The sequence below is a fragment of the Vibrio sp. 10N.261.54.E10 genome (assembly GCF_002877735.2).
GTDB lineage: Bacteria > Pseudomonadota > Gammaproteobacteria > Enterobacterales > Vibrionaceae > Vibrio > Vibrio crassostreae_C.
The window spans coordinates 2,323,275-2,349,928 of record NZ_MCXE02000001.1 but is presented as its reverse complement, the minus strand read 5'-3'; the positions used below and the strand labels follow the sequence as shown (position 1 = coordinate 2,349,928).

At 45.1% G+C, this 26,654-nt stretch carries 23 protein-coding genes and 2 tRNA genes; 22 read left to right on the top strand and 3 right to left on the bottom strand.

Annotated features, from left to right (window positions below; all coding sequences use genetic code 11):
- The first annotated feature begins 84 nt into the window (after positions 1-84).
- From rlmE to BCU07_RS10240, 17 genes are all read left to right on the top strand, one after another.
- Positions 85-714 carry a 23S rRNA (uridine(2552)-2'-O)-methyltransferase RlmE gene (gene rlmE / locus BCU07_RS10320; RefSeq protein ID WP_017059396.1) on the top strand — a complete coding sequence of 210 codons (630 nt, stop codon included), beginning with the start codon at positions 85-87 and terminating at the stop codon, positions 712-714.
- Positions 715-821: 107 nt separating this feature from the next.
- Positions 822-2,789: an ATP-dependent zinc metalloprotease FtsH gene (gene ftsH / locus BCU07_RS10315; protein ID WP_017068905.1), complete on the top strand. Its 1,968-nt coding sequence runs from the start codon at positions 822-824 to the stop codon at positions 2,787-2,789.
- Between the two features lie 88 nt (positions 2,790-2,877).
- Complete coding sequence (gene folP, locus BCU07_RS10310; RefSeq protein ID WP_102393175.1) at positions 2,878-3,708, top strand: dihydropteroate synthase; 831 nt, start codon at positions 2,878-2,880, stop codon at positions 3,706-3,708.
- A gap of 21 nt (positions 3,709-3,729) precedes the next feature.
- The gene (gene glmM / locus BCU07_RS10305) at positions 3,730-5,070 is read left to right on the top strand and encodes a phosphoglucosamine mutase (protein WP_102428938.1); all 1,341 of its coding nucleotides are present in this window, start codon (positions 3,730-3,732) and stop codon (positions 5,068-5,070) included.
- 277 nt (positions 5,071-5,347) lie between these two features.
- The gene (gene secG / locus BCU07_RS10300) at positions 5,348-5,680 is read left to right on the top strand and encodes a preprotein translocase subunit SecG (protein WP_017059392.1); all 333 of its coding nucleotides are present in this window, start codon (positions 5,348-5,350) and stop codon (positions 5,678-5,680) included.
- Positions 5,681-5,696: 16 nt separating this feature from the next.
- Positions 5,697-5,781: transfer RNA gene (locus BCU07_RS10295), tRNA-Leu, on the top strand.
- 53 nt (positions 5,782-5,834) lie between these two features.
- Positions 5,835-5,911 (top strand) — tRNA-Met (locus BCU07_RS10290).
- A gap of 234 nt (positions 5,912-6,145) precedes the next feature.
- Positions 6,146-6,601 (top strand): ribosome maturation factor RimP, encoded by a 456-nt coding sequence (gene rimP, locus BCU07_RS10285; protein ID WP_004738265.1) that lies wholly within the window; start codon positions 6,146-6,148, stop codon positions 6,599-6,601.
- Between the two features lie 35 nt (positions 6,602-6,636).
- The gene (gene nusA, locus BCU07_RS10280) at positions 6,637-8,124 is read left to right on the top strand and encodes a transcription termination factor NusA (RefSeq protein WP_017059230.1); all 1,488 of its coding nucleotides are present in this window, start codon (positions 6,637-6,639) and stop codon (positions 8,122-8,124) included.
- Positions 8,125-8,146: 22 nt separating this feature from the next.
- The gene (gene infB / locus BCU07_RS10275) at positions 8,147-10,837 is read left to right on the top strand and encodes a translation initiation factor IF-2 (protein ID WP_017059231.1); all 2,691 of its coding nucleotides are present in this window, start codon (positions 8,147-8,149) and stop codon (positions 10,835-10,837) included.
- A 134-nt stretch (positions 10,838-10,971) separates the two neighbouring features.
- Positions 10,972-11,385, top strand: coding sequence for a 30S ribosome-binding factor RbfA (gene rbfA, locus BCU07_RS10270; RefSeq protein ID WP_017059232.1), 414 nt, complete (start codon positions 10,972-10,974; stop codon positions 11,383-11,385).
- Positions 11,385-12,338 (top strand): tRNA pseudouridine(55) synthase TruB, encoded by a 954-nt coding sequence (gene truB / locus BCU07_RS10265; RefSeq protein ID WP_017059233.1) that lies wholly within the window; start codon positions 11,385-11,387, stop codon positions 12,336-12,338. The genes rbfA and truB overlap by 1 nt, the downstream gene beginning before the upstream one ends.
- A gap of 213 nt (positions 12,339-12,551) precedes the next feature.
- Positions 12,552-12,821, top strand: coding sequence for a 30S ribosomal protein S15 (gene rpsO, locus BCU07_RS10260; protein WP_010436144.1), 270 nt, complete (start codon positions 12,552-12,554; stop codon positions 12,819-12,821).
- Positions 12,822-13,199: 378 nt separating this feature from the next.
- Entirely contained in the window at positions 13,200-15,320 is a 2,121-nt protein-coding gene (pnp, locus tag BCU07_RS10255) for a polyribonucleotide nucleotidyltransferase (RefSeq protein WP_017059234.1), read from the top strand.
- A 124-nt stretch (positions 15,321-15,444) separates the two neighbouring features.
- On the top strand, positions 15,445-16,368 hold the full coding sequence (nlpI, locus tag BCU07_RS10250) for a lipoprotein NlpI (protein WP_102428937.1): 924 nt from the start codon (positions 15,445-15,447) through the stop codon (positions 16,366-16,368).
- Between the two features lie 153 nt (positions 16,369-16,521).
- Entirely contained in the window at positions 16,522-16,929 is a 408-nt protein-coding gene (locus tag BCU07_RS10245) for a MarR family winged helix-turn-helix transcriptional regulator (RefSeq protein WP_017056675.1), read from the top strand.
- 89 nt (positions 16,930-17,018) lie between these two features.
- Positions 17,019-18,356, top strand: coding sequence for an MATE family efflux transporter (locus BCU07_RS10240; protein ID WP_017065966.1), 1,338 nt, complete (start codon positions 17,019-17,021; stop codon positions 18,354-18,356).
- 85 nt (positions 18,357-18,441) lie between these two features.
- Here BCU07_RS10240 and BCU07_RS10235 read toward each other — a convergent pair whose 3' ends face one another.
- From BCU07_RS10235 to BCU07_RS10225, 3 genes are all read right to left on the bottom strand, one after another.
- Positions 18,442-19,320, bottom strand: a complete 879-nt coding sequence (locus tag BCU07_RS10235) for a U32 family peptidase (RefSeq protein WP_017059237.1) — start codon at positions 19,318-19,320, stop codon at positions 18,442-18,444.
- Positions 19,321-19,338: 18 nt separating this feature from the next.
- The gene (ubiU, locus tag BCU07_RS10230; protein ID WP_017059238.1) at positions 19,339-20,352 is read right to left on the bottom strand and encodes a ubiquinone anaerobic biosynthesis protein UbiU; all 1,014 of its coding nucleotides are present in this window, start codon (positions 20,350-20,352) and stop codon (positions 19,339-19,341) included.
- A gap of 180 nt (positions 20,353-20,532) precedes the next feature.
- Positions 20,533-22,572 (bottom strand): bifunctional diguanylate cyclase/phosphodiesterase, encoded by a 2,040-nt coding sequence (locus BCU07_RS10225; protein ID WP_102428936.1) that lies wholly within the window; start codon positions 22,570-22,572, stop codon positions 20,533-20,535.
- Positions 22,573-22,830: 258 nt separating this feature from the next.
- On the opposite strand from BCU07_RS10225, the gene ubiT reads away from it, so the two are divergent.
- From ubiT to prfC, 5 genes are all read left to right on the top strand, one after another.
- A complete protein-coding gene (gene ubiT, locus BCU07_RS10220; protein WP_029235120.1) occupies positions 22,831-23,358 on the top strand; it encodes a ubiquinone anaerobic biosynthesis accessory factor UbiT in 528 nt (175 codons plus the stop codon).
- On the top strand, positions 23,342-23,845 hold the full coding sequence (locus tag BCU07_RS10215; protein ID WP_017059241.1) for a GNAT family N-acetyltransferase: 504 nt from the start codon (positions 23,342-23,344) through the stop codon (positions 23,843-23,845). The genes ubiT and BCU07_RS10215 overlap by 17 nt, the downstream gene beginning before the upstream one ends.
- A gap of 198 nt (positions 23,846-24,043) precedes the next feature.
- Positions 24,044-24,442 (top strand): DNA polymerase III subunit psi, encoded by a 399-nt coding sequence (locus BCU07_RS10210; protein WP_017063280.1) that lies wholly within the window; start codon positions 24,044-24,046, stop codon positions 24,440-24,442.
- Positions 24,435-24,890, top strand: a complete 456-nt coding sequence (rimI, locus tag BCU07_RS10205; RefSeq protein ID WP_102428935.1) for a ribosomal protein S18-alanine N-acetyltransferase — start codon at positions 24,435-24,437, stop codon at positions 24,888-24,890. Before BCU07_RS10210 ends, rimI begins: the two co-directional genes overlap by 8 nt.
- A gap of 172 nt (positions 24,891-25,062) precedes the next feature.
- Positions 25,063-26,643, top strand: coding sequence for a peptide chain release factor 3 (gene prfC / locus BCU07_RS10200; protein WP_017059244.1), 1,581 nt, complete (start codon positions 25,063-25,065; stop codon positions 26,641-26,643).
- Positions 26,644-26,654 lie beyond the last annotated feature (11 nt).

Below are 26,654 nucleotides of genomic sequence, written 5' to 3'. Positions count from 1 at the left end.
TGAAAAAACCTATTTTAACGCCATCTAAAGCTGAAGACTATAATTTATTCAGCAATTAGTACTTTCCTCCAATTTAGGTATCCAATGAGCAAACAGAAACACTCGGCCAGTTCAGGCCGTTGGTTGAAGGAACACTTCGACGACAAGTACGCAAATGAAGCAAGAAAGAAAGGCTATCGTTCACGTGCTTATTTCAAAATGGAAGAGATTCAAACGAAAGATAAATTGCTGTCTCCTGGGATGACCATTGTGGATTTGGGTGCAGCACCTGGCGGTTGGTCTCAATATGCTGCTAAGATTGTTGGAGACAACGGACAAATCATTGCGTGTGACTTGTTACCAATGGATCCGATTGCTGGTGTTAGCTTTTTACAAGGCGATTTCCGCGAAGAAGCTGTGCTAGATGCCTTGTTGGAACGTATACAACCAAACATGGTTGATGTCGTGATGTCAGATATGGCACCTAATATAGCAGGCAACAATTCTGTGGATCAGCCAAGAGCTATGTATTTAGTTGAATTAGCTTTGGATATGTGTCGACAAGTTCTAGCTACCAATGGTAGTTTTGTTGTAAAAGTATTCCAAGGCGAAGGGTTTGACCAATACGTTAAGGACGTCCGCGAGATGTTTAAAACAGTAAAAGTTAGAAAACCCGACTCTTCTCGAGCTCGATCTCGTGAAGTGTTTATCGTAGCCACTGGTTACAAAGGTTAACGATTCTCTTCCAAGAGTGAGAGTTAACAACATGGCTACAGGTTACAAACTGTAGTACCCTACCTTTAATTACAATTAGTTATCGAGAGGCTTACACCTTGAGTGACATGGCAAAAAATTTAATTCTGTGGCTTGTTATCGCGGTAGTGTTGATGTCGGTATTCCAGAGCTTCGGCCCTGGGGAAAGTAATGGCAGAGCAGTAGATTACACCACGTTTGTACAGGAAGTTGGCCAAGGCCAGATTCAAGACGCACAGTTCAATAACAGCGAAATCACTTTCACACGTCGTGGTGGTGGTTCTAAGTATGTAACTTACATGCCTGTTTATGATCAAAAGCTACTTGATGACTTAATTAATCAAAACGTAAAAGTTCAGGGTACACCACCTGAAGAGCAGAGCCTGCTTGGCACTATCTTCATCTCATGGTTCCCAATGATCTTACTGATTGGTGTATGGATTTTCTTCATGCGTCAAATGCAAGGCGGCGGCGGCGGTAAAGGCGCGATGTCTTTCGGTAAGAGTAAAGCTCGAATGATGAGCGAAGAACAAATCAAAACCATGTTTGCTGATGTTGCTGGTTGTGACGAAGCAAAAGAAGACGTGAAAGAGCTTGTGGACTACCTTCGTGACCCAAGCCGCTTCCAAAAGCTAGGTGGTAAGATCCCGACAGGTATCCTGTTGGTTGGTCCTCCTGGTACGGGTAAAACATTGCTTGCAAAAGCGATTGCCGGTGAAGCGAAAGTACCGTTCTTTACTATCTCTGGTTCTGACTTCGTTGAAATGTTTGTTGGTGTTGGTGCATCTCGTGTGCGTGACATGTTCGAACAAGCGAAGAAAGCGGCACCTTGTATCATCTTTATCGATGAAATTGATGCTGTAGGTCGTCAACGTGGCGCTGGTGTTGGTGGTGGTCACGATGAACGTGAACAAACACTGAACCAAATGTTGGTTGAGATGGATGGTTTCGAAGGTAACGAAGGTATTATCGTTATCGCTGCGACTAACCGTCCAGACGTACTAGACCCTGCATTACTTCGTCCTGGTCGTTTTGACCGTCAAGTTGTGGTTGGTCTACCGGATGTACGTGGTCGTGAACAGATTCTTAAAGTACACATGCGTAAAGTGCCACTATCAGGTGATGTTGAACCGTCGCTGATCGCTCGTGGTACTCCAGGCTTCTCTGGTGCAGATCTTGCGAACCTTGTGAACGAAGCGGCGCTATTTGCTGCTCGTGGTAACAAGCGCAATGTATCTATGGTTGAGTTTGAACTTGCGAAAGACAAAATTATGATGGGTGCAGAGCGCCGTTCAATGGTTATGTCTGAAGAAGTGAAAGAGTCAACGGCTTACCACGAAGCGGGTCACGCAATTGTTGGTCGTTTGGTACCTGAACACGATCCAGTGTACAAGGTGTCAATCATTCCACGTGGTCGTGCGCTTGGTGTAACCATGTACTTGCCAGAGCAAGATCGTGTGAGCATGTCTCGCCAACATCTAGAGTCTATGATTTCTAGCCTGTACGGTGGTCGTCTTGCTGAAGAACTTATTTACGGTAAAGACAAAGTGTCAACTGGTGCGTCTAACGATATCGAACGTGCAACTGATATTGCTCGTAAGATGGTTACGCAGTGGGGCTTCTCTGAGAAATTGGGTCCTCTTCTTTACGCAGAAGAAGAAGGTGAAGTTTTCCTAGGTCGCGGCATGAGCCAAGCTAAGCACGTTTCTGATGACACGACTAAGCTTATCGATGAAGAGATTCGTATCCTTATCGACCGTAACTACGATAGAGCTAAGAAGATTCTTGAAGATAACATGGATATCATGCATTCGATGAAAGACGCTCTAATGAAGTTCGAAACGATCGATGCAGGTCAAATTGATGACTTGATGGAGCGTAAGCAAGAGATTCGTGATCCAGCTGGTTGGGGTGATCAGGTAAAAGCTGAACCTACAAAGGAAGAAGCAAAACCTGAAGCTAAGGCAGAAGAAGCTAAAGCGGAACCAAAAGCTGAAGAGTCGAAAGTTGAAGAAGTTAAATCTGAAACAGATGATGCTCAAAACAAAGATTCTTAATCGCTAAGTTATAAATTAAAACCCTGAGTACGCTCAGGGTTTTTCTGTTTCTAGCCCTAGATGTTTTTACCTTTAAGACCCACCTTCCATGATATTAAAAGCACATAATAAAACGCTCGTTTTAGACCGCCCACATGTGATGGGTATCCTCAATGTTACGCCTGACTCTTTCTCTGATGGCGGAAAATTCAATTCATTAGATAATGCTTTACTGCAAGCAGAGCGAATGATTCAAGCTGGTGTTAGCATTATTGACATTGGTGGTGAATCAACTCGCCCGGGAGCGCCTGACGTTCCTTTAGAAGAAGAGCTCGCTCGCGTTATTCCTGCCATTAAAGCAATTCGCGCTAAGTTTGATGTGTGGATCTCCATTGATACCAGTAAAGCTGAAGTGATGCGCCAAGCCGTTGAAGCGGGGGCTGATTTGATCAATGATGTGCGCGCACTGCAAGAGCCCGGAGCTTTAGAAGCGGCCGCCGATGCTAATGTGCCCGTTTGCCTGATGCACATGAAAGGTCAGCCAAGAACCATGCAAGCTAACCCTAATTACGATGATGTCCTAATGGATGTTGAAGCGTTCTTAAAAGAAAGGGTGGAGGCTTGTGAGGCTGTTGGTATATCAAAAGATCAGCTGATTCTGGATCCTGGTTTTGGTTTTGGTAAAACCATTGAGCATAATTACCACCTATTAGCGCACCTTGAAAAGTTTCATTCGTTAGGCTTACCTGTTTTAGCGGGGATGTCGAGAAAATCGATGATCTTTAAATTGCTAGACAAGGTTCCGGCCGACTGCATGGTCGCAAGCGTCACTTGCGCGACGATTGCCGCGATGAAAGGCGCACAAATTATTCGCGTTCATGATGTCGAGGAGACACTGGAAGCGATGAAAATAATCGAAGTGATGAACAACAATCACTAAATATAATTAAGGAAAATCACTATGTCTGATAAAAGACGTTATTTCGGCACAGATGGTGTGCGTGGCAAAGTAGGCCAGTACCCGATTACACCTGATTTTGTTCTGAAGCTTGGCTGGGCTGCGGGTCGTGTTCTTGCGAAGCAAGGCACAAAGAAAGTCATCATTGGTAAAGATACTCGTATCTCTGGTTACATGCTTGAGTCAGCGCTAGAAGCTGGCCTTGCTGCTGCTGGTCTTCAGGCTACGTTTACTGGCCCAATGCCAACACCTGCTGTGGCTTACCTAACTCAAACCTTCCGCGCTGAAGCCGGTATTGTTATCTCTGCATCACACAACCCATACTACGATAACGGTATCAAGTTCTTCTCTTCTGAGGGAACAAAACTGCCGGACGATATCGAGTTGGCAATTGAAGCAGAGTTGGATAAAGACATCGAATGTGTTGATTCTTCAGAGCTAGGTAAAGCAGTACGTTTGAACGATGCGGCTGGCCGTTACATCGAGTTCTGTAAAAGTACGTTCCCACATAAAATGACATTAGCTGGCATGAAGATCGTTATCGATTGTGCACATGGTGCGACTTACCACATTGCGCCTGCTGTATTTAAAGAACTGGGTGCTGAGGTCGTTGCGATTGGTGTTGAGCCAAACGGTACTAACATCAACCACGAAGTCGGTGCGACGGATGTACGTGCTCTGCAAGCAAAAGTGCTTGAAGAAAAAGCGGCATTAGGTCTTGGCTTTGATGGTGATGGTGACCGTATCATCATGGTTGACGAGCTAGGCAACAAAGTTGATGGCGACCAAATCGCTTACATTATTGCTCGTGATGCACTGCGTCGCGGTGAGTTGAAAGGCGGCGTTGTTGGTACACTAATGACCAACCTGGGTATGGAAAACGGCCTTAAGCAGTTAGGTATTCCGTTTGTACGTGCTGCTGTTGGTGACCGTTACGTAATGGAACAGCTTCTTGCTAAAGGCTGGAAGATCGGCGCTGAAAACTCGGGGCACGTTATCCTACTAGATAAAGTGACGACGGGTGATGCTATCGTTGCTGCTCTGCAAGTATTGGCTTCAGTTGTTGATAGCGAAATGACATTGAATGAACTTTCTCAAGGTATGACGTTATACCCTCAAGTCCTAGAAAATGTTCGCTTCAGCGGAGATTCAAACCCACTAGAAGCAGAGGCGGTTAAAGCGGCTGTGGTTGAAGTGGAAGCGGAACTTGGCGAGAAAGGCCGTGTGCTATTACGTAAATCTGGCACAGAGCCACTATTGCGCGTAATGGTAGAAGGCGAAGACGCTGAGTTAGTTCAATCTTCGGCACTTAAAATTGCTGATGCAGTAAAAGCAAACTGCTAATTTAGTCTTTATTTAGCAGGTGCAATGATATGTACCTGTTATTAGGATTGGTTGAGTTACAGAACGGTCAAAAGAGACATAAATGAGTTTTGTGTCGCTTTTGACCTTTTTTTGACCATTCACTTGGTAAAGGCTTATTTTTTAGCAAATTCTCCTTGTCAGCCATCGTCGCATTCGCTAGTATTGCTCGGCCTTCAGTTAGGAGGTCGCTAGCCTTGTTCTTAAAAATAGTTTTTTGAACGGCGCTGGCTCAACAATTAGGAACATAGGTGGAAAAATGTTTACAGTTCTACTTGTGATTTACCTGTTGGCAGCGCTTGGTGTAATTGGCCTAGTGTTGATTCAACAAGGTAAAGGCGCAGATATGGGAGCCTCTTTCGGTGCTGGCGCTTCAAACACTGTGTTTGGTGCTGGTGGCTCAGGAAATTTCCTTACCCGAATGACTGCAATTTTTGCAACTACATTTTTTATCCTTAGCTTAGTGCTTGGTAATATGTCTACACATAAAACTGAGTCACAATGGATTGACCCGACCCAAGGTCAGGTGATTCAACAAGCTGATGATGCAGTGAGTGAAGTTCCGGCGCAAGGCGACGAAATTCCACAATAATCTGTAAAGATTTGATGCCGAGATGGTGAAATTGGTAGACACGCTAGCATGAGGTGCTAGTGCCTTAGGGTGTGAGGGTTCGAGTCCCTCTCTCGGCACCATGTTTACAAACTTGTAAAACATCTTGTTGGGCGTATAATGCTCGCAAGTCGGACGCGGGATGGAGCAGTTTGGTAGCTCGTCGGGCTCATAACCCGAAGGTCGTCGGTTCAAATCCGGCTCCCGCAACCAATTTCAATGCTATTATATAGCTTGTATTGGTAGCAAGTTTGCACAGTGTGAACCTCACTGTGAGTTAAGTGCGATATCGAATGTGATGGCACTTAACATATAAGGGTCCAGCAACAAAAACCCCGGCTTATACGGGGTTTTTTGTTATCTAAGCATTTGTAAATGTATTTAGATAATGTTTGCTTGGAATTTAAATTGGGCTTTGAGCCCTTTTTTTGTTTCTGGAGTGGTTAAATGACTGGTTTAGAAAGACAACTTACTGAAATGCTTGACGCTCCAGTAGCAGCATCAGGTTATGAGTTAGTTGGATTAGAATTTATTCGTGCTGGTGAGCACTCAACGCTACGTATTTACATCGATTCACCAAACGGTATCAATGTAGATGATTGCGCTGAAGTTAGTCACCAAGTAAGTGCCGTAATGGACGTTGAAGATCCAATTTCAGTGGCTTATAACCTTGAAGTGTCTTCACCAGGTTTAGAGAGACCACTGTTCAAAGCAGAGCATTACCAACAATTTATTGGTCACGAGGTAAGCATCGTTTTGAAAATGGCTGTCGGCAACCGTCGTAAATGGAAAGGTGATATCCAATCTATCGAAGGCGAGACAGTGAAAGTATTGGTTGAAGGACAAGAAGAAGAATTCGTCCTGAGCAATATTGCGAAAGCTAACCTGATCCCTAAATTTTAGTTCTCCTAGAGAGAAGAGCTTAAGAGGCTAGATTAATGAACAAAGAAATTTTGGCGGTAGTAGAAGCTGTTTCAAATGAGAAAGCAGTTCCTCGTGAGCGTATTTTTGAAGCGCTTGAAATCGCGCTTGCAACGGCAACAAAAAAGAAAAGCGAACTAGAAATTGAAGTTCGTGTTGAAATTGACCGTAAAACGGGTGATTTCGAAACTTTCCGTCGTTGGGAAGCTGTTGAGGAAGTTGAATTCCCAACAAAAGAAATCTCTATTGAAGCTGCAAAGTACGATGACCCAGAGATCGAACTTGGCGGTTTCATTGAAGATGATATCGAATCAGTAACGTTTGACCGTATTACGACTCAAACGGCTAAGCAAGTTATCGTACAGAAAGTACGTGAAGCTGAACGCGCTCAAATCGTTGAGCAGTTCATCGATAACGAAGGCGAGCTAGTAACTGGCGCAGTTAAGAAAGTTAACCGTGACACTATTATTCTAGACCTAGGTAACAACGCTGAAGCGGTAATCCTTCGTGATGACCAACTTCCTCGTGAAAACTTCCGTCCAGGTGACCGTGTTCGTGGTCTTCTTTACGCAGTTAAACCAGAAGCTCGTGGTTTCCAGCTTTTCGTTACTCGTTCGAAGCCAGAAATGCTAGCTGAACTATTCCGTGTTGAAGTGCCTGAGATTGGTGAAGAGCTAATTGAACTTAAAGGTGCTGCACGTGACGCTGGTTCTCGTGCTAAAATCGCTGTGAAAACAAACGACAAACGTATTGACCCAGTTGGTGCGTGTGTTGGTATGCGTGGCGCACGTGTACAAGCTGTTTCTAACGATCTTGGTGGTGAACGTATCGATATCGTTCTTTGGGATGATAACCCGGCTCAATTCGTAATCAACGCAATGGCTCCTGCTGATGTTGCTTCAATCATCGTTGATGAAGACGCACACTCTATGGATATCGCTGTTGAAGCGGATAACCTAGCACAAGCGATTGGCCGTAGCGGTCAAAACGTACGTCTAGCGTCTCAACTTACTGGTTGGGAACTGAACGTAATGACTGTTGCTGATCTTGAGAAGAAGCACCAAGAAGAAGCAGTTGCCTCTATTGAAAACTTCATGAAGCACCTAGACATTGAAGAAGACTTTGCTCAAATGCTTGTTGAAGAAGGCTTCTCTACGCTTGAAGAAGTAGCATATGTTCCTGTGAACGAGCTTCTTGAAGTAGACGGTCTAGACGAAGGTATCGTTGAAGAACTACGTAACCGCGCAAAAGACGCACTGACTACTCTAGCGCTAGCGAAAGAAGAAACTTTCGACGGTGTTGAGCCTGCTGAAGACTTACTTGCACTTGAAGGTCTTGAGCGTGAAATGGCTTACAAGCTAGCAGCAAAAGGCGTTGCGACACTGGAAGACCTAGCTGACCAAGGCGTTGATGAACTAGAAGGCATCGAAGACCTAACTGCAGAGCGTGCAGGCGAGCTAATTATGGCTGCGCGTAACATCTGTTGGTTCGGCGACGAAGAATAATTCAGCAAGGAGAGAAAGCGGTATGACACAATTAACAGTTAAAGCACTGAGTGAAGAGATTGGTACGCCAGTTGACCGCTTAATTGAACAACTTGCTGATGCAGGCATGAAGAAAGCAGGGTCGGATCAAGTGACTGATTCAGAGAAGCAAACATTGCTAACGCACCTTAAAAAGGAGCACGGCGATACTTCAGGCGAAACAGAACCGACTCGTTTAACTCTTCAACGCAAGACCCGCAGCACGCTAAGTGTTGCCGCTGGAGGCGGTAAGAGTAAGGATGTTCAAGTAGAGGTACGTAAAAAGCGTACTTACGTGAAGCGCAGCACTATTGAAGATGAAGCGAAACGTGAAGCTGAGGAAGTAGCTAATCGTGAAGCGGAAGAGAAAGCACAACGCGATGCTGAAGAGCAAGCGAAACGTGATGCTGCAGAGAAAGCACAGCGCGAAGCCGAAGAAAAAGTAACACGTGAAGCGGATGCAAAACGTGAAGCTGAAGAGAAGGCTCAACGCGCACAAGCTGAAAAGGCTAAAAAAGACATGAATTCAAAAAATGCAGACGCTAACGCACAAGCGAAAAAAGAAGCGGATGAACTTAAAGCTCGTCAAGAGCTAGAAGCAACTCGTAAAGCAGAAGCTGAAGCAGCTAAGCTTGTTGAAGAAGCTCGTAAGTTAGCAGAAGAGAACCAAGAACGTTGGTCTGAAGAAGAGAAGAAGAAGAAAGAGCAAGAGAAATCTGCGGATTACCATGTGACTACTTCTACTTACGCTCGTGAAGCTGAAGATGCGGCAGATAAGAAAGATGAGAAAGCACCTCGTCGTCGCAAGAAGAAAGCAGCTCCTGCTAACCAACCTGCAAACAACCGTGGTGGTCGTAACCAACGTGGTCGTGGCGGTAAAGGTAAGCTTGCTAAACCAACTTCAATGCAGCAAGGCTTCGATAAGTCAGCAACTGTTGCTAAATCTGACGTTGCTATCGGCGAAACTATCGTTGTTTCTGAACTGGCTAGCAAAATGTCAGTTAAAGCAACTGAAGTTATCAAAGTAATGATGAAGATGGGCGCTATGGCGACTATCAACCAAGTGATCGACCAAGAAACAGCACAACTTGTTGCTGAAGAAATGGGTCACAAGGTAATCCTACGTAAAGAAAACGAACTTGAAGAAGCAGTACTAGCTGACCGTGATAGCGATGCTATCGCTGAAGGTCGTGCTCCTGTTGTTACTATCATGGGTCACGTTGACCACGGTAAAACTTCAACACTTGATTACATTCGTAAAGCACACGTTGCTTCTGGCGAAGCTGGCGGTATCACGCAGCACATTGGTGCTTACCACGTAGATACTGACAACGGTATGATCACTTTCCTTGATACTCCTGGACACGCGGCGTTTACAGCTATGCGTGCTCGTGGTGCTCAAGCGACAGATATCGTTGTACTTGTAGTTGCAGCAGACGATGGCGTAATGCCACAAACAATCGAAGCAATCCAGCACGCGAAAGCGGCAGGCGTTCCTCTGATTGTTGCTGTGAACAAGATCGATAAAGAGGGTGCAAACCCAGACAACGTTAAGAATGAGCTAGCTCAATACGACGTTATCCCTGAAGAATGGGGTGGTGAGAACATCTTCGTTCACATCTCTGCTAAACAGGGTACAAACATCGATGGTCTTCTAGAAGCTATCCTTCTTCAGTCTGAAGTTCTTGAACTTACAGCGGTTAAAGAAGGCATGGCGTCTGGTGTTGTTGTTGAATCTCGTCTTGATAAAGGTCGTGGTCCAGTTGCAACAGTACTAGTACAGTCTGGTACTCTAAACAAAGGCGATATCGTTCTTTGTGGTCAAGAGTACGGCCGTGTTCGTGCAATGCGTGATGAAAACGGTAAAGACATCGAAACTGCAGGTCCATCTATTCCTGTAGAAATTCTAGGTCTTTCTGGTGTTCCTTCGTCAGGCGATGAAGCGACTGTTGTACGTGATGAGCGTAAAGCACGTGAAGTTGCGAACTACCGTCAAGGTAAATTCCGTGATGTTAAACTAGCTCGCCAACAAAAAGCGAAACTAGAGAACATGTTCGCGAACATGACGGCTGGCGAAGTTGCTGAGCTTAACGTGGTACTTAAAGCTGACGTTCAAGGTTCTGTAGAAGCGATTGCTGACTCTCTACTGAAACTGTCAACTGACGAAGTGAAAGTGAACATCGTAGGTTCTGGTGTTGGTGGTATTACTGAAACTGATGCAACGCTTGCTGCAGCTTCTAACGCTATCATCCTTGGTTTCAACGTTCGTGCTGACGCAACTGCGCGTAACACGGTTCAGAACGAAAACCTAGATCTACGTTACTACTCAATCATTTACCAACTAATTGACGAAGTTAAACAGGCGATGGGCGGTATGCTTGCTCCTGAATTCCGTCAAGAGATCATTGGTCTTGCACAAGTTCGTGACGTATTTAAGTCACCTAAACTTGGTGCAATCGCTGGTTGTATCGTGACTGAAGGTACGATTAAGCGTAGCAACCCAATCCGCGTACTTCGTGAAAACGTTGTTATCTACGAAGGTGAACTAGAGTCACTTCGTCGCTTTAAAGATGACGTACAAGAAGTTAAGAACGGTTACGAGTGTGGTGTCGGCGTTAAGAACTACAACGACGTTCGCGTTGGTGACCAGATCGAAGTATTCGAAATCGTTGAGGTTAAACGTACTCTAGACTAATCAGTCTGTACGACTCGACATATTGACTAAGGTTACTAACATTACTAGTAAAGGTAATAAGTAATCGGTTGTTGAATACACCATGGGGGGCTGGTAATTACCAAGCCCCCCATCTTTCTAAGTGAGAAAAGAAAATGTCAAAAGAATTTAGCCGCACACAACGTGTGTCTCAGCAGCTTCAAAAAGAGCTTGCTCTTATCCTACAACGTGAAGTTCGTGACTCACGTATTGGTATGGTAACTATCTCAGACGTAGAAGTGTCTCGTGACCTTGCTTACGCAAAAGTGTTCGTGACTTTCCTGTGTGTTGGTGAGCAAACTCCTGAATCATGCCTTAAAGCTCTTAAAGAGCATGAAGTGCCAGTTCGTATGGCTCTTGGTAAGCGTATTCGCCACCGTCTAACGCCTGAAGTTCGTTTTACTTACGACAACACACTAGTAGAAGGCATGCGTATGTCTAACCTAGTAAGTGAAGTTCTGAACGATGATAAGCGTAAGCAAGAAGAAGCTGGCCGCACTGACGAAGCTCAGTCTAAGGGCGAAGAGTAATGGCTCGCCGTCGTAAAGGTCGCCCTATCAACGGGGTAATTCTATTAGATAAGCCGACTGGCATTTCGTCTAATGATGCACTGCAAAAAGTAAAGCGTATTTACTTTGCAGAGAAGGCAGGGCACACCGGTGCTCTGGATCCTCTTGCGACTGGCATGCTGCCAATTTGTCTTGGTGAAGCGACGAAGTTCTCTCAGTTTCTTCTAGATTCTGATAAGCGCTACGTTGTTATCGCTAAGCTTGGTGAGCGTACCAATACCTCTGACTCTGATGGTGAAGTGGTAGAGACACGTGATGTTAACGTGACTCAAGAACAGCTTGAGCGTTGCATTGCGAGCTTCAAGGGTGAAACCGATCAGATACCATCAATGTTTTCGGCATTGAAGTATCAAGGTAAGCCTTTGTACGAATACGCACGTGCAGGTATTGAGGTTCCTCGTGAGTCTCGTAAGATCACTGTGTACTCTATTGAACTGCTTCGCTTTGAAGGTGATGAAGTTGAAATGGAAGTGCATTGTTCGAAAGGCACATACATCCGCACAATTACCGACGACCTTGGTGAAATGCTAGGTTGTGGTGCTCACGTGACCATGCTTCGTCGTACAGGTGTCGCAAAGTACCCATACGAGCGTATGGTGACTTTGGAGCAGTTAAACGAGATCCTAGAGCAAGCACAGGCGCAAGAAATTGCACCGAAAGAGCTGCTTGATCCACTGCTGATGCCAATGGACACTGCCGTTGAAGACTTACCAGAAGTAAACCTGAACGCGGAACTGACTGACCTAGTTCAGCACGGTATGCCAGTTCAGGTTGCTGGTGCGCCAACTGAAGGCACGGTTCGTATGACAAGTGGCGAAGAGAAGCTGTTTGTCGGCGTAGCTCAGATTGCTGAAGATGGCCGAGTTGCACCGAAGCGTTTGGTTGTTTTCAGAGATGAAGAGCCACAAGCGTAGCGCTTACATCGGATCTTAGCGCTGAGTCGTGAAAAGTGAGCAAATAAGATAGAAAGCGAACGCCTAATTTAGGTGGTTCGCTTTTTTCGTTTTTAATGGGTTCGATTGTTATTGCACCAACTGACAAACTTCCCTATAATCCTCGGCTCGCGTAGCGGCTGAATCAGAGATTGGCTGCTACAAATATAAACTTACTCTTATCAGGAGAGAATTATGTCTCTGAATGCAGAAACTAAAGCAGCAATCGTTGCAGAATACGCACAATCTGAAGGCGACACAGGTTCACCAGAAGTACAAGTAGCACTACTTACTGCTTCTATCAACCACCTACAAGGTCACTTCAAAGCGCACAAACACGATCACCACAGCCGTCGTGGTCTACTACGTATGGTTTCTAGCCGTCGTAAGCTTCTTGATTACTTGAAAGGCAAAAACCTTGCTCGTTACCAAGACCTAATCAAGCGTCTAGGCCTACGTCGCTAATAGCGATGTCTGCAAAGACAGTTTGAAGAAAAGGAGCATTTATGCTCCTTTTTTTGTGCCTGTAAGAAAATGCTAGGCTGGATGCTCAGAATATCATCTGGCTTTTTCTGATAGGAAATATATCTCCTAATAAAAATAGTTTATACTACGCCCGCCTATAGCGTTTTCAGCGTTTGGCAATCAACCTCTCAAGAGATTACAGTCACAGATGTCGGCCAATAGGTCGCGACTATTCAAAGGCGGATTTGGTCTTAATTCGGCGTATGAACACATACAAAGAGTCACCATCCTAAGTCCCTTTTCACTAGTCGCGATTGGTAATGTCTTGAGTCATTATTCACTTAATCTAAAGTCTGACTTTAGAGCTAAGGATATACAATGTTTGAAAAACCAGTTGTAAAATCGTTCCAGTACGGTAACCACACCGTTACTCTAGAAACGGGCGTAATTGCACGTCAAGCTACTGCTGCTGTAATGGCGACTATGGACGATACTTCAGTATTCGTTTCTGTTGTTGCTAAGAAAGAAGCAGTTGCAGGTCAAGACTTCTTCCCACTAACAGTAAACTACCAAGAGCGTACATACGCTGCGGGTAAAATCCCTGGTGGTTTCTTCAAGCGTGAAGGTCGTCCATCTGAAGGCGAAACACTAACAGCTCGTCTGATTGACCGCCCAATTCGTCCACTTTTCCCAAGTGCGTTTAAAAACGAAGTTCAAGTTATCGCTACGGTTGTTTCTATCAACCCTGACGTAAACCCAGACATGATCACTATGATCGCAACATCTGCTGCGCTTGCTATCTCTGGTGCTCCATTCAATGGTCCTATCGGTGCTGCACGTGTTGGTCACATCGACGGCGAACTTGTTCTTAACCCATCAAATACTGAGCTTGAAAACTCTAAACTAGACCTAGTTGTGTCTGGTACAGAAGGCGCAGTACTTATGGTTGAATCTGAAGCAGATAACCTATCTGAAGAAGAAATGCTTTCAGCTGTTGTTTACGGTCACGACCAACAACAAGTTGTAATCAAAGCAATCAACGAGTTTGCTGCTGAAGTTGCAACTCCATCTTGGAACTGGGAAGCACCAGCAGTTAACACTGAGCTTAAAGCTCAAGTTGCTGAACTTGCTGAAACTCGTCTATCTGACGCGTACCAGATCACTGAGAAAATGGCTCGTTACGAGCAAGTTGGCGTAATCAAGAACGACGTTGTTGAAGCTCTAATTGCACAAGACGAAAACCTAGATGAGCGCGAAATCCGCGGCATGCTTGGTTCTCTAGAGAAAAACGTAGTACGTAGCCGCATCATCGCTGGCAACCCACGTATCGATGGCCGTGAAAAAGACATGGTTCGTGCGCTAGACGTACGTACTGGTGTTCTTCCACGTACACACGGTTCTTCTCTATTCACTCGTGGTGAAACTCAAGCACTTGTTACTGCAACGCTTGGCACACAACGTGATGCTCAAATCATCGACAGCCTGATGGGTGAGAAGAAAGACAACTTCCTTCTACACTACAACTTCCCTCCATACTGTGTAGGTGAAACTGGTTTCGTTGGTTCTCCTAAGCGTCGTGAAATTGGTCACGGTAAGCTTGCTAAACGTGGTATCCAAGCAGTAATGCCTTCTGTTGAAGAATTCCCATACACAGTTCGTGTTGTATCGGAAATCACAGAATCTAACGGTTCTTCTTCAATGGCTTCTGTATGTGGTACATCTCTAGCTCTTATGGATGCTGGTGTTCCAATCAAAGCTTCTGTTGCGGGTATCGCAATGGGTCTTGTTAAAGAAGGCGACGATTTCGTTGTTCTTTCTGACATCCTTGGCGACGAAGATCACCTAGGTGACATGGACTTTAAAGTAGCAGGTACTAACGCTGGTATCACTGCACTTCAAATGGACATCAAGATCGAAGGTATCACTAAAGAGATCATGCAAATTGCACTTAACCAAGCGCAAGGTGCACGTAAGCACATCCTTTCTGTAATGGATGAAGCTATCTCTGGTGCTCGTGAAGATATCTCTGAATTCGCTCCACGTATCCACACAATGAAAATCAGCTCTGATAAGATCAAAGATGTTATCGGTAAAGGCGGCGCAGTTATCCGTGCTCTTTGTGAAGAAACTGGTACTACAATCGAAATCGAAGACGATGGCACAATCAAGATTGCTGCTACTGAAGGCGCAGCTGCTAAAGAAGCTATCCGTCGTATCGAAGAGATCACAGCTGAAGTTGAAGTTGGCCGCATTTACCAAGGTAAAGTTGCTCGTCTAGCTGACTTCGGTGCATTCGTTACTATCCTTCCAGGTAAAGATGGTCTAGTACACATCTCTCAAATCGCTGACAAGCGCGTTGAGAAAGTGTCTGACTACCTAACTGAAGGTCAAGAAGTTCCTGTTAAGGTTCTTGAAATTGACCGTCAAGGCCGTGTACGTCTAAGCATGAAAGAAGCAGTTGAAACGCCAGCTGAAGGCGAAGCACCTGCTGCTGAGTAATTCTCAGTGTGTCGATGGTGATATCGCTTTTTAGTGATTTCTAACCTATCGTCAACAAAGCATGTTATAAAGGGGAGCATATCGCTCCCCTTTTTTATTGCGGTCATAACAGGAGTAATTATTTGTGAAATGGTTTCAAACCGCGAGTATGTGTTTACTGCTTGTACTAACAGGTTGTGCGACAACATCAGATAACACCTCAAGTTGGGTTTATCCACCGATGGCTGTGCCACTGCAACCAAGCGTTCAGCAAGAAGTTCAAATTGCACGTCTTAGTCAGTTATTACAGCGCCCAGATTTGAACGATGAAGTTCGAGCTAAGATGCTGTTTGAACGTGGTAACTACTACGACAGTGTTGGCCTGCGTGATCTCGCGCGTCTCGACTTCAACCAATCTCTTTCATTGAACCCTGCTCAACCTGATATCTTCAATCTTTTGGGTGTTTACTTTACGCAGGTAGGGGAGTTTGATGCGGCTTATGAATCTTTTGATTCTACGTTAGAGCTTGATCCTGCAAACTCTTACGCAGAAAGGAACCGCTCTATCGCGCTTTACTATGGCGAGCGTTACGACTTAGCCAATGAAGAGATGATGAAGCACTATGCCGACGATCCTAGCGATCCGTTTCGCGCTCTGTGGCTTTACATCATTCAGCATGAACTCACACCAGAACAAGCAAAGCTTGATTTGCAAAAGCGTTACGAGAGTCGTGATGAGCAGTGGGGCTGGGTATTAGTTGCCATCATGCTTGACGATATTACCGAAGAGCAGGCATTCAAAGCTATTCTAACCGGGACTCGCGACAACACGCTCCTAGCTCAACGTCTGACGGAAACGTACTTCTACCTTGCTAAGCGTCACCACATGAATGGTGATTACGCGAATGCGATCTCTTTGTATAAGTTGGCGGTTTCTTTTAACGTGTATGAATACGTAGAACATCGTTACTCTTTCTTAGAGTTAAGCCGTATCTTCACCACGCTTAAAGCCGAGCATTTAGCGCAAGTTAAATTGGCTGAGGCCGAAGAAGAAGCTAATGCTAAGTAAGCAACACATTTTGATTCCGAAAAGCCGCTGCCTGTCAGCGGTTTTTTTATGCTCCTTTTTTATGATCTTCATCTCGTTTTGATTGCTTTTTATTTAAACAACACTAAAATAGTTAGTCTTGCTAACTAAATGCCATTCTTTGATTAGGTGAGTATGCTGAACCAGAATTTAGAAAAGATTGAGCGCTTCGCCTCTAAGATATGGCGCACTCAGGTAAATGAAGATCCTATTTGCCAATTGAGCTTCAATGAATATGACTATTTGAAGGTCATTCAAGCCTCTCCTGAACCGATCCGATTGACAGATCTGGCGATTGAAATGCAAGTAACCAAGCCTTCAGCAACTACTATGGTTCAAAGGTTAGAGAGAAAAGGTCTCGTTGAGCGTAAAGCTTCGCTCGAAGATGCGAGGTCTAAGTTGGTCGTACTGACCAGCAAAGCGGAAGTCGGCTTGGAAGAAGAAAGTAAGATCTATCAGGTCATGGCGCAGATACTGGAAAGCCGTTTGTCTGAGCAAGAATCTCAGCAGTTAAACCTATTATTAAATAAAGCTTTAAAGTAAATAATTTAGATATTTAGTTAGCCTTGTTAACTAATTTTTCGAGTCATATCTTGTTGATATGCGACTCACAAATGAAAGTAGAGTAAGAAATGAGTAACTCAATTAGTCGTCAATTTTGGCGATACACAATCCCTACCGTGGCGGCCATGTTGGTTAATGGCCTGTACCAAGTGGTGGATGGCATCTTCATTGGCCGCTATGTGGGGGCTGATGGACTTGCAGGTATCAATGTTGCGTGGCCTGTGATTGGTTCGATTCTTGGTATTGGTATGTTGGTGGGTGTGGGCACAGGTGCGCTTGTCTCGATTCGCCAAGGTGAAAAAGATACTCAAGGCGCTAAGCAGATCTTAGCAACGGGCTTAACCTTGTTGTTAGCGATAACGCCTATTGTCTCTGCATTGCTGTTCTTGTTTGCTGATAACTTCTTGCTTTGGCAGGGCGCTGAAGGGCGAGTGTATGAACTTGGTCTGCAGTACTTACACATTCTGATTGGTGCTAGTGTCTTCACGCTAGGTTCGATCGCGATGCCGTTTCTACTGCGTAACGATGACAGTCCGAACTTAGCGACGATACTGATGATCGTTGGTGCGGTGATTAATATCGTGCTCGATTACCTGTTTATCGCTCTCTATGGCTGGGAGTTGATGGGTGCAGCATTAGCAACAGCGATTGCCCAGTTTGTAGTAACGGCTCTCGGCTTGGCTTACTTCTTCTCGCGTCGAGCAAACCTACGTTTACGTTGGAATGAGTTGAGATTGAAGCTGGATGTGATTCCACAAATCTTCGCCATTGGTACATCAAGCTTCTTTATGTACGCTTATGGTTCGATGATGGTGGCGTTGCACAATGCGTTGTTCTCTCAATATGGCGACCAGTTGATGATCGGTGCTTACGCGATTTTGGGCTACATCGTGACGGTTTATTATCTCACGGCTGAAGGTATCGCCAACGGCATGCAACCATTGGTGAGCTACAACCATGGTGCGCGTAACCAAGCAAACATCCGCAAGCTACTTAAGATTGCGATGATGAGTTCGGTATTGATTGGTGTGGCGTTCGTGCTGCTTCTCAATGCGTTCCCACGTGAGTTTGTATCAGTATTTAACTCAGACGAACCTCAGTTGGTTGAGTACACCGTGTTGGGTATTCGCCTTCACATGTTTGCACTGGCGCTGGATGGCTTCTTGGTAGTCGCAGCTGCTTACTATCAAGCGGTGAACAAGGGCAGCAAGGCGATGTTTGTGACTATAGGTAATATGCTTATCCAACTACCGTTCTTGTACATTATGCCTAAGTTGTATGGTGTGCCGGGGATCTGGATTGCGTACCCACTGTCTAACATCGCACTAAGTGTGGTGGTGATGGTAATGCTCTACAAAGACTTAAAGAAGCTCGATGCCTCACCGATGGAAACAGCGACGGCATAGGCCGTGTTTCTTAAGTCGCATTAAAAAGGTCTAGCGAACGCTAGACCTTTTTTGTATCTGTTGCTGGTTAGTCCAATGCGAGGAACTAGATGTTCTTAACGTCTAAACCTGCAAGCTGATGCCAGTAACCATTACATTGGCGGCTTTCAATCTTCATCGGTTTTTGACCTTGCTCGTTCGCTCTGAAGTTATTGATTTCAGAGAAGGTATCGATGCCGAGTGGGCTTAAACGAACCACATCAACCAGGTCGTGCATGTTTGGCAAATCATTGACTAGGTTGTAGCAGTAGCCTGATTGCGTCTGAATACCGTTAAGGTTGAAGACTGATTGGCCTTCTTGGCTTTCTACTTGTAGCCCTGTTGGGTACTTGATACAGCAGGTTTCGCAATCGTCTTTAGCTTTGTTTTCAGCGCGAGCGGTAAAGCAGCGTGCTGAGTAAGCAAGCGGCAGGTAGCCGTGGCTAAACACTTCAACTTCGAACTTGTTACGAATATTTAGCTCTTCGCACTGGGTCATTACGTTGCTTAGCCATTCGCGAGAAAGCTCAACCGGCATACACCAACGCGTCATGCCTTGTTTCAAGAATAGGTTCAGGGTGCGTGCGTTGTAGGTGTTTACTGCCGGGCCAACCACGAAAGGTACTTTGCTTTCGCTGGCCAGTTGAATTGCAGACACATCATTGGCTTCGATCGCAAAGTCACCGTTATCGATGTACTTCTTCATGATGTTGACTTCGCTTGGTGCTTCTAGCAATGCCATGGTGGAAAGTACGACTTGCTTACCTGAAGCAGACAGCTCTTTAGCAATGTCCATCCAGTGTTTCGCTTTCATCTCACGACGTTTTGAACACACAGCTTCACCTAGATAGATGATGTCGGCAGAGCTTGATTTCGCTTGCTCATAGAAGCTTTCAACGTCTTGTTTTGGCCAAAAATAAAGTAGAGGGCCTAATGCGTATTTCATTGAGTTCTCCATTTGGCTCTATTGCCATTTACGGTGATAAGCGCCAAGCGTGGTTTGTGTACCTTCAGATACATTCGCCAGTGTCGCATTCCAAGCTTGTTCCACTTGGTATTGTTCTGGGTTCGCTAAGTAGCGATCGATAGCTGCACGCCACGTACGAGTGACTTGTTCAACATAAGCCGGGCTGCGTTGGCGACCTTCAATCTTCACTGAGGCAACGTTCGCCGCGAAAAGCTCAGGCAACATGGATAGCGTGTTGAGGCTGGTTGGCTCTTCAAGTGCGTGATAGCGCTTACGTTCACCATCGATATCTGCTTCAAAGCGGCCTTTACACAGCGTTGGGTAACCTGCGTTTTCACCTGCTTCATATTTATCGATAAGGATTTCGTTCAAGCGAGATTCGAGGCCAGTTTCTGTTTCTTGCCAGCGAACGTATTTCGCCGGAGAACAAGCACCAACGGTATTTGGTGATTCGCCTGTCATGTATGAAGATAGGTAGCAACGGCCTTCTGCCATGATGCACAAGCTACCAAAAGCGAATACTTCAAGGTCAACGTCAGAAGTGATGTTACGAGAAAGCTGTTTGACCTGATGAATCGACAACACACGCGGTAGTACGACACGCTTAACGTTGAAGTTTTTATGGTAGAAGTCGATAGCCGCCGCATTGGTCGCAGATGCTTGCACTGATAGGTGCAGTTCGAGATCTGGATACTTATTTGCTGCGTACTCAAGCACCGCGATGTCTGCGATGATCAGCGCATCAACACCCAGAGCAGCGGCGTTGTCTACGGCATTAGTCCAACGGTCGAAGCCATTTGGGTGAGCAAACGTATTTAGGGCAACATGAATTTTCTTGTTGTGGTCATGCACATACTGCACAGCACGATCGAGCTTTTTACCCGCAAAGTTTAGGCCTGCAAAGTGTCGGGCATTGGTATCGTCTTTGAATCCGATATAGACAGCATCCGCACCACAATCAATAGCGGTTTTCAAAGCAGGTAAGTTACCCGCTGGGCATAAGAGTTCCATTTGCTCACTACCAGTAGAATTAAGTTGAAGCGAGCATTTTATGAAGAATTGTGAATGACGGAATTGATGTAAGGCAGGTTTAGATGGATAAATCTGCTTTTACTCCGTTTGAGGTACTGACGAGTGGTAGTTTTGTGTGTTGCTTTGGTTTTGAATGAGGTGCGTATTGGAATCGTCTAATCAGTTCTTATGACGGCGGTTTTGAGCAAACAACTCTTCGACATCTTGTTTTGGTTGCGGACGATAGAAGTGGAAGCCTTGAATCGAACTACAGTTGAGGTTAGACAGCAGAGTCGCTTGCTCACTGGTTTCGACACCTTCTGCAACCACGGTCAAATCGAGAGATTTACCTAGGTTGATGATGTTTTCAATTACGGTAATTTGCTTTGGTAGGGTATCGATATCAGAGATGAAAGCACGGTCTATTTTAAGCTCATCAATTGGGAAGCGAGCAAGGTAAGACAGTGAAGAGTAACCTGTACCGAAATCATCAATGGAGAGAGCAAAGCCAAGTTTCTTGATGGCGTTAAGCATTTGAAGTGTGTGTTCACTATCACTCATTACCGCGCTTTCCGTTAGCTCAAACGTAATCGCACTTGGATCAAGCTCGGTCGAACGCAGCAATTTTTCCATATAATCAATCAGCTTTGGGTTACCAAACTGTTCTGGAGATAGGTTGATCGCGACACGACCTGGAAGGATACCTTGCATCTTCCAGCGCTTAACCGTAGCAAACACTTCACGCATTACCACTCGGCCAAGTTGTTCAATAAGTCCAGCTCGCTCTGCCACAGGAATGAACGCAGCAGGACTGATATAACCTTCGACAGGGTGCTTCCAACGTACTAGAGCTTCAGCGCCGTTGATGGTGAAGTCACGGGCATTGACCTTAGGTTGATACCAAACCTCAAGTCCATTTTGTTGCAGCGCCTTTTGTAGCTCTATCTCAAGCCACAGTCGCATGCGCGCTTCTTTGTTCATCTGTTCGTTGAACTTGATCAGGCGGTTGCGACCACGATCTTTGGCTTCATACATTGCTGTGTCTGCATTTTGCAGCAAGATACGAGCATCAGTCCCATCTTGAGGAAAGCTCACGCTACCAATTGAGCAGGCTAAGCGTTTGCTAAAGTGGTGAAGATCGAAGGGTTGGTTGATAAGGGATATGATCTTTTCAGCGAGCATTTCAGGTGTTCGCTGATGTTCAGGTTCTGGCAAGATAATACCAAACTCATCCCCGCCTAAATGCCCAATCACGGCCTTACGAGGCAGTAAGCGTTTAAGGCGCGAAGCGACCTCTTTTATCACCTTGTCACCGATGTGATGACCAAGTGAGTCATTGATATTCTTGAAGTTATCAATGTCTAAGTAGAGCATCACCACCGGCGTATCGTTGTGAATGAACTGCTCAAGACGCTTAGTAAACCCAACTCGGTTGTAGAGTTGGGTCAGTGCATCGATGTAGGCATCTTCACTGTTTGCCGGTGTGTATTGTTTTGCGGTTTCTTGTGCGTCTTGGATAAGCACCAACTGAGTGTTGCTTCCAAGAACAGTGGTGGAGTCGATGTTGAGCTGAACCTTACGTTCAAAGCCGCATCGTGCACCCGTTAAGCAAACCAAACCAGACTCAGAAATAATAGAGCTGAGGTTATTATTGAAGACTGTTTTGGTTTGTTCATCGATAAATAGGCGTCCCAACTCTTCACCAATTAACTCTGTGGTTGAGTTAAAGCCAAGCAAGCGCGCTGCTGCTGGGTTAGATGACAAGATGTAGTCACTTTCAACGAGCAGTAATCCATCTGGAAGTAGTTGAGATAGTTTGTGGAATTTGGCTTCGGATTCTTCTAAAGAACGGACAAGTACTTGGTTTTCTGATGTGTCGAAGGCGTGAAAGACGATGTAGTCGGTTTTGTTGCCATTGGTAAGCGGAGATAGGCTGAAATGAAGGCTGGTATCGAGGTCTGTTTCGTTGAGGGTGACTTCGGCCTCAATCGTTTCGCCACTGAATGCACGCTCATAGTAAGGCTTGAGATGTTGGTAGAACTGTTCGCCCAATGTTTGGCGATCATTCATGCCTGCAAGCTCTGTTTGACTCAAACCAGCAATATCGCAGTAACGCTCATTCACCATAAAATAGTTATGTTGAGCATCAAGTACTGCAAAAAAGAACGGACTATTTGCAGTTAGCTGGGTAAACCAATGTTGTAGTTGTTGGGGAGGCATCAAAGTACTACCAATTCTCCAAGAGCTTGAATATTCACTATCGATAAATATTTATTACTTTTTGTGTGGCTATCGATATTTACCTGTGAGTGCAGCGATCCGCTGTAATTCTCATTACCTGAGTTACTATAACTGTGATTTTCAGGATATTAAAGGTCGAGTATCAAACAGAAGTTAATTTGATACATAACAGTAACTGAGATCTCAACATCATCTATGATGCATTCCATATTATTGACAAAGTTACGGATAAGTCACGTGATAAACAAGATTCGCACTCAACTAGTTCAAAATGCCGCATCAATTTTGCGATCTCCAGTCCAGTTATTGCCTAAAACAGTACAAAAAAGAGCCTTATTGGAGGCGCTTAAGAATGTATTCAAGGAAGCTTTAGAGGACGGTGACTTTGAGTTTTTAGAAGACAAATGGCTGAAAGTCTCAATAAAAGACATGGGGTTAAGTTGGTGTATTAGCTACAAAAATGAGCAGCTGGTTGTAGCTGATAAAGAGGTGGTTGAAGATGTAAGCTTTAGCGGCAATCTTAACGATCTTGTGTTGATTGCGGGGCGTAAAGAAGACCCAGATACGCTTTTCTTCCAACGTAGACTGTCTATTGAAGGCGATACCGAGCTCGGTTTAGAAGTTAAAAACTTGATGGATAGCGTAGATTTGGACTTATTGCCGACTCCTATGAAAACTTTGTTAAATCAATTAGCTGATTTTGTGCAGAAGGGAGTACAATCCCCAGATACACAAAGTGAGGTAATGAATGCTTATTCGAACTGAAGCACCGGCAGATATACTTGTCATTGATCGTCTATTGAAATCTGTTTTTGAAACGGATGCAGAAGCTAATTTGGTTATGAGCTTGCGTGAGAATAGTCATTTAACGCTATCGCTGGTGGCTTGCTCTGACGAAGGCGAGGTGGTTGGTCACCTGATGTTTAGCCCAATTACCCTTAAAGGTGACGATCACAACTGGCAGGGGCTTGCACCACTTGCTGTGAAAGAAGAGTTCCGCAACCAAGGCATTGCTAAATCACTGGTTGAAGATGCTTTCTCTACTTTGGTTGATTTTGGTTACCCAGCCTGTGTCGTGCTTGGTGATCCTGCCTATTACGGTCGCTTTGGTTTCAAGGCTGCGAGTGAATTTGGTTTGAGCTGCACTTGGGATGTACCTGAAGGAGCTTTCCAAGCTATCGAGTTAGTTGAAGGTGCGCTTGCAGGGCATTCTGGTGAGATTGCTTACAGTCCTGAGTTCAACGACTTATAAGCTGATTTATCACGCAACAAGATACAAACTGATTTAGTCTAAATAAAGGAGCTTGATGCTCCTTTATTTTTTGTTAGTATCAGCCCTGCTCTAATAAGCGCTCTTTCAATAGAGGCAGCTTTCACAAAACTAGTTCTAACAAACTTCTGGTTTCAATAAACTTTGGCTCCAATAAACTTAAGGTTACTACCGCTAGATATGTCACAAACACACGCGCAATACCTACATGAGATGGGAATTAGCCAATGGGAACTAAGTCACCCAGAGCGTTTAGCAGGTTATGAATCTGAATTGACTCCGCTCTCGAGCGATTGCAAGTTACTGTTGGTTTCGCCTGAAAAACCTCAGGAAGATCTCGCCGTGATGTTTGAGCGAGTACTCAAAAGTATCAAGCTCGACTTATCTCAGGCTTTACACCTTCAACCGCAACACTTGTCTACTGTGGATTTAGGTTCGGTTGAGTGGATATGGTTTGCTGGTTGTGAGTCGGCTCAAGAGCTGAAGGCTAAAACACTTCAATCGCCATTACTGTCTGACATTAACGGTAACAACCAACACCGCCGCGACTTATGGCAACAAATTTGTGCTTATGACTAATCAATTTTTACCGACTTCACAACAACACCTAGACGCCATTTGGAAGATAGAGCAGGCCGCGCATTCTCACCCTTGGTCTGAAAATATGATCCGAGATCTTGATAGCCGAGGCGCTTGTCATCATGTCCTTGAAGTTGATGGACAAGTGGTGGGCTATTTCTTCGCGCAAAACATCGTTGGCGAAGTCACATTGCTTAATATCGCGGTAGACCCAAGCCAGCAAGGCCAAGGGTATGGAAAAGCGTTAACGGAACATTTCCTTGATATGTGTGAGCAAGCTGACGCTGAAAGCGCTTGGCTGGAAGTTCGCGAAAGTAATGTGAACGCGTTTAATCTTTACGAAAAGGCAGGCTTCAGCGAAGTTGATCGCCGTCGTAATTACTATCCAACTAAACAAGGCAACGAAGATGCCATCATTATGAGCTATCTTTTTATGTCTTTTAGCTAGTCATGTTACGTCTTTTCGCTAACTAGATAGCTAATCACAAAATTAGCCAAAAAATAGGGTGTAAACTGACCCTTTAGAAAGTGATACGCTTTCTGTATAATCCGCACACAGAATTCAAGGGCAAGTATTATCTACTTGCCCTTTTTACGCTTTAGATCAGCAAAGGGCGACTATGTCTTTCCAACAAGAAGTGAGCAAACGTAGAACGTTTGCGATTATCTCTCACCCGGATGCGGGTAAAACCACGATTACTGAAAAAGTTCTTTTATTCGGAAACGCGATTCAAAAAGCGGGTACCGTAAAAGGCCGTGGCTCTAACCAGCACGCTAAATCTGACTGGATGGAGATGGAAAAAGAACGTGGTATCTCGGTAACTACGTCGGTAATGCAATTCCCATACAATGATTGCCTAGTAAACCTACTAGATACTCCAGGACACGAAGATTTCTCGGAAGATACGTACCGTACGCTAACAGCGGTTGATTCATGTTTGATGGTTATCGATGCTGCGAAAGGTGTCGAGGATCGTACTCGTAAACTAATGGAAGTAACACGTCTGCGTGATACGCCAATCGTAACGTTTATGAACAAACTTGACCGTGACGTTCGTGACCCAATGGAAGTGCTTGATGAAGTAGAGAGCGAGCTAGGTATGGCTTGTGCTCCAATCTCATGGCCAATTGGTTGCGGTAAAGAGTTTAAAGGTGTTTACCACATTCACCGTGATGAAACGATCTTGTATGAATCTGGCCACGGCCACGAGATCCAAGAAGTTCGTATCATCAAAGGTCTAGATAACCCTGAGCTAGATGAAGCAGTAGGTGCTGATCTTGCGGAAAGCGTACGTGAAGAGCTAGAGCTTGTTATCGGTGCTTGTCCTGAGTTTGATCATGAACTGTTCCTAGCGGGTGAACTAACGCCGGTTTACTTCGGTACTGCATTGGGTAACTTTGGTGTTGACCACATGCTTGATGGTCTAACGAAATGGGCTCCAGCACCTCAAACGCGTCAAGCGAACGAGCGTGATGTTGAAGCAACCGAAGAGAAGTTCTCTGGTTTCGTCTTCAAGATCCAAGCAAACATGGACCCTAAACACCGTGACCGTATCGCATTCATGCGTATCGTTTCGGGTACTTACAACCAAGGTATGAAGATGAACCATGTTCGTACAGGCAAGAGTGTAAGTATCTCTGATGCGGTAACCTTTATGGCGGGTGACCGTGCTCGTGCTGAAAAAGCATACGCGGGTGATATTATCGGTCTACATAACCACGGTACTATCCAGATTGGTGATACCTTTACTCAAGGTGAGAGCCTTAAGTTCGCTGGTATTCCTAACTTCGCACCTGAGCTATTCCGTCGTATCCGTCTACGCGATCCACTGAAGCAGAAGCAACTTCTAAAAGGATTAGTTCAGCTTTCAGAAGAGGGCGCAGTACAAGTATTCCGTCCTATGCAGAACAACGATCTGATCGTTGGTGCGGTTGGTGTACTTCAGTTCGACGTGGTTGTAGCGCGCTTGAAAGCGGAATACAACGTAGAAGCTATCTACGAAGGTGTTAACGTTGCAACAGCTCGCTGGGTTGAGTGTGACGACGCTAAGAAACTGGAAGAGTTCAAACGTAAGAACCAATCTAACCTAGCGCTAGATGGCGGTGACAACCTGTCTTACATCGCACCAACTATGGTGAACTTGAACCTAGCTTCTGAACGTTTCCCTGAAGTTCAATTCCGAGCGACGCGCGAGCACTAATTTCTCCGCGA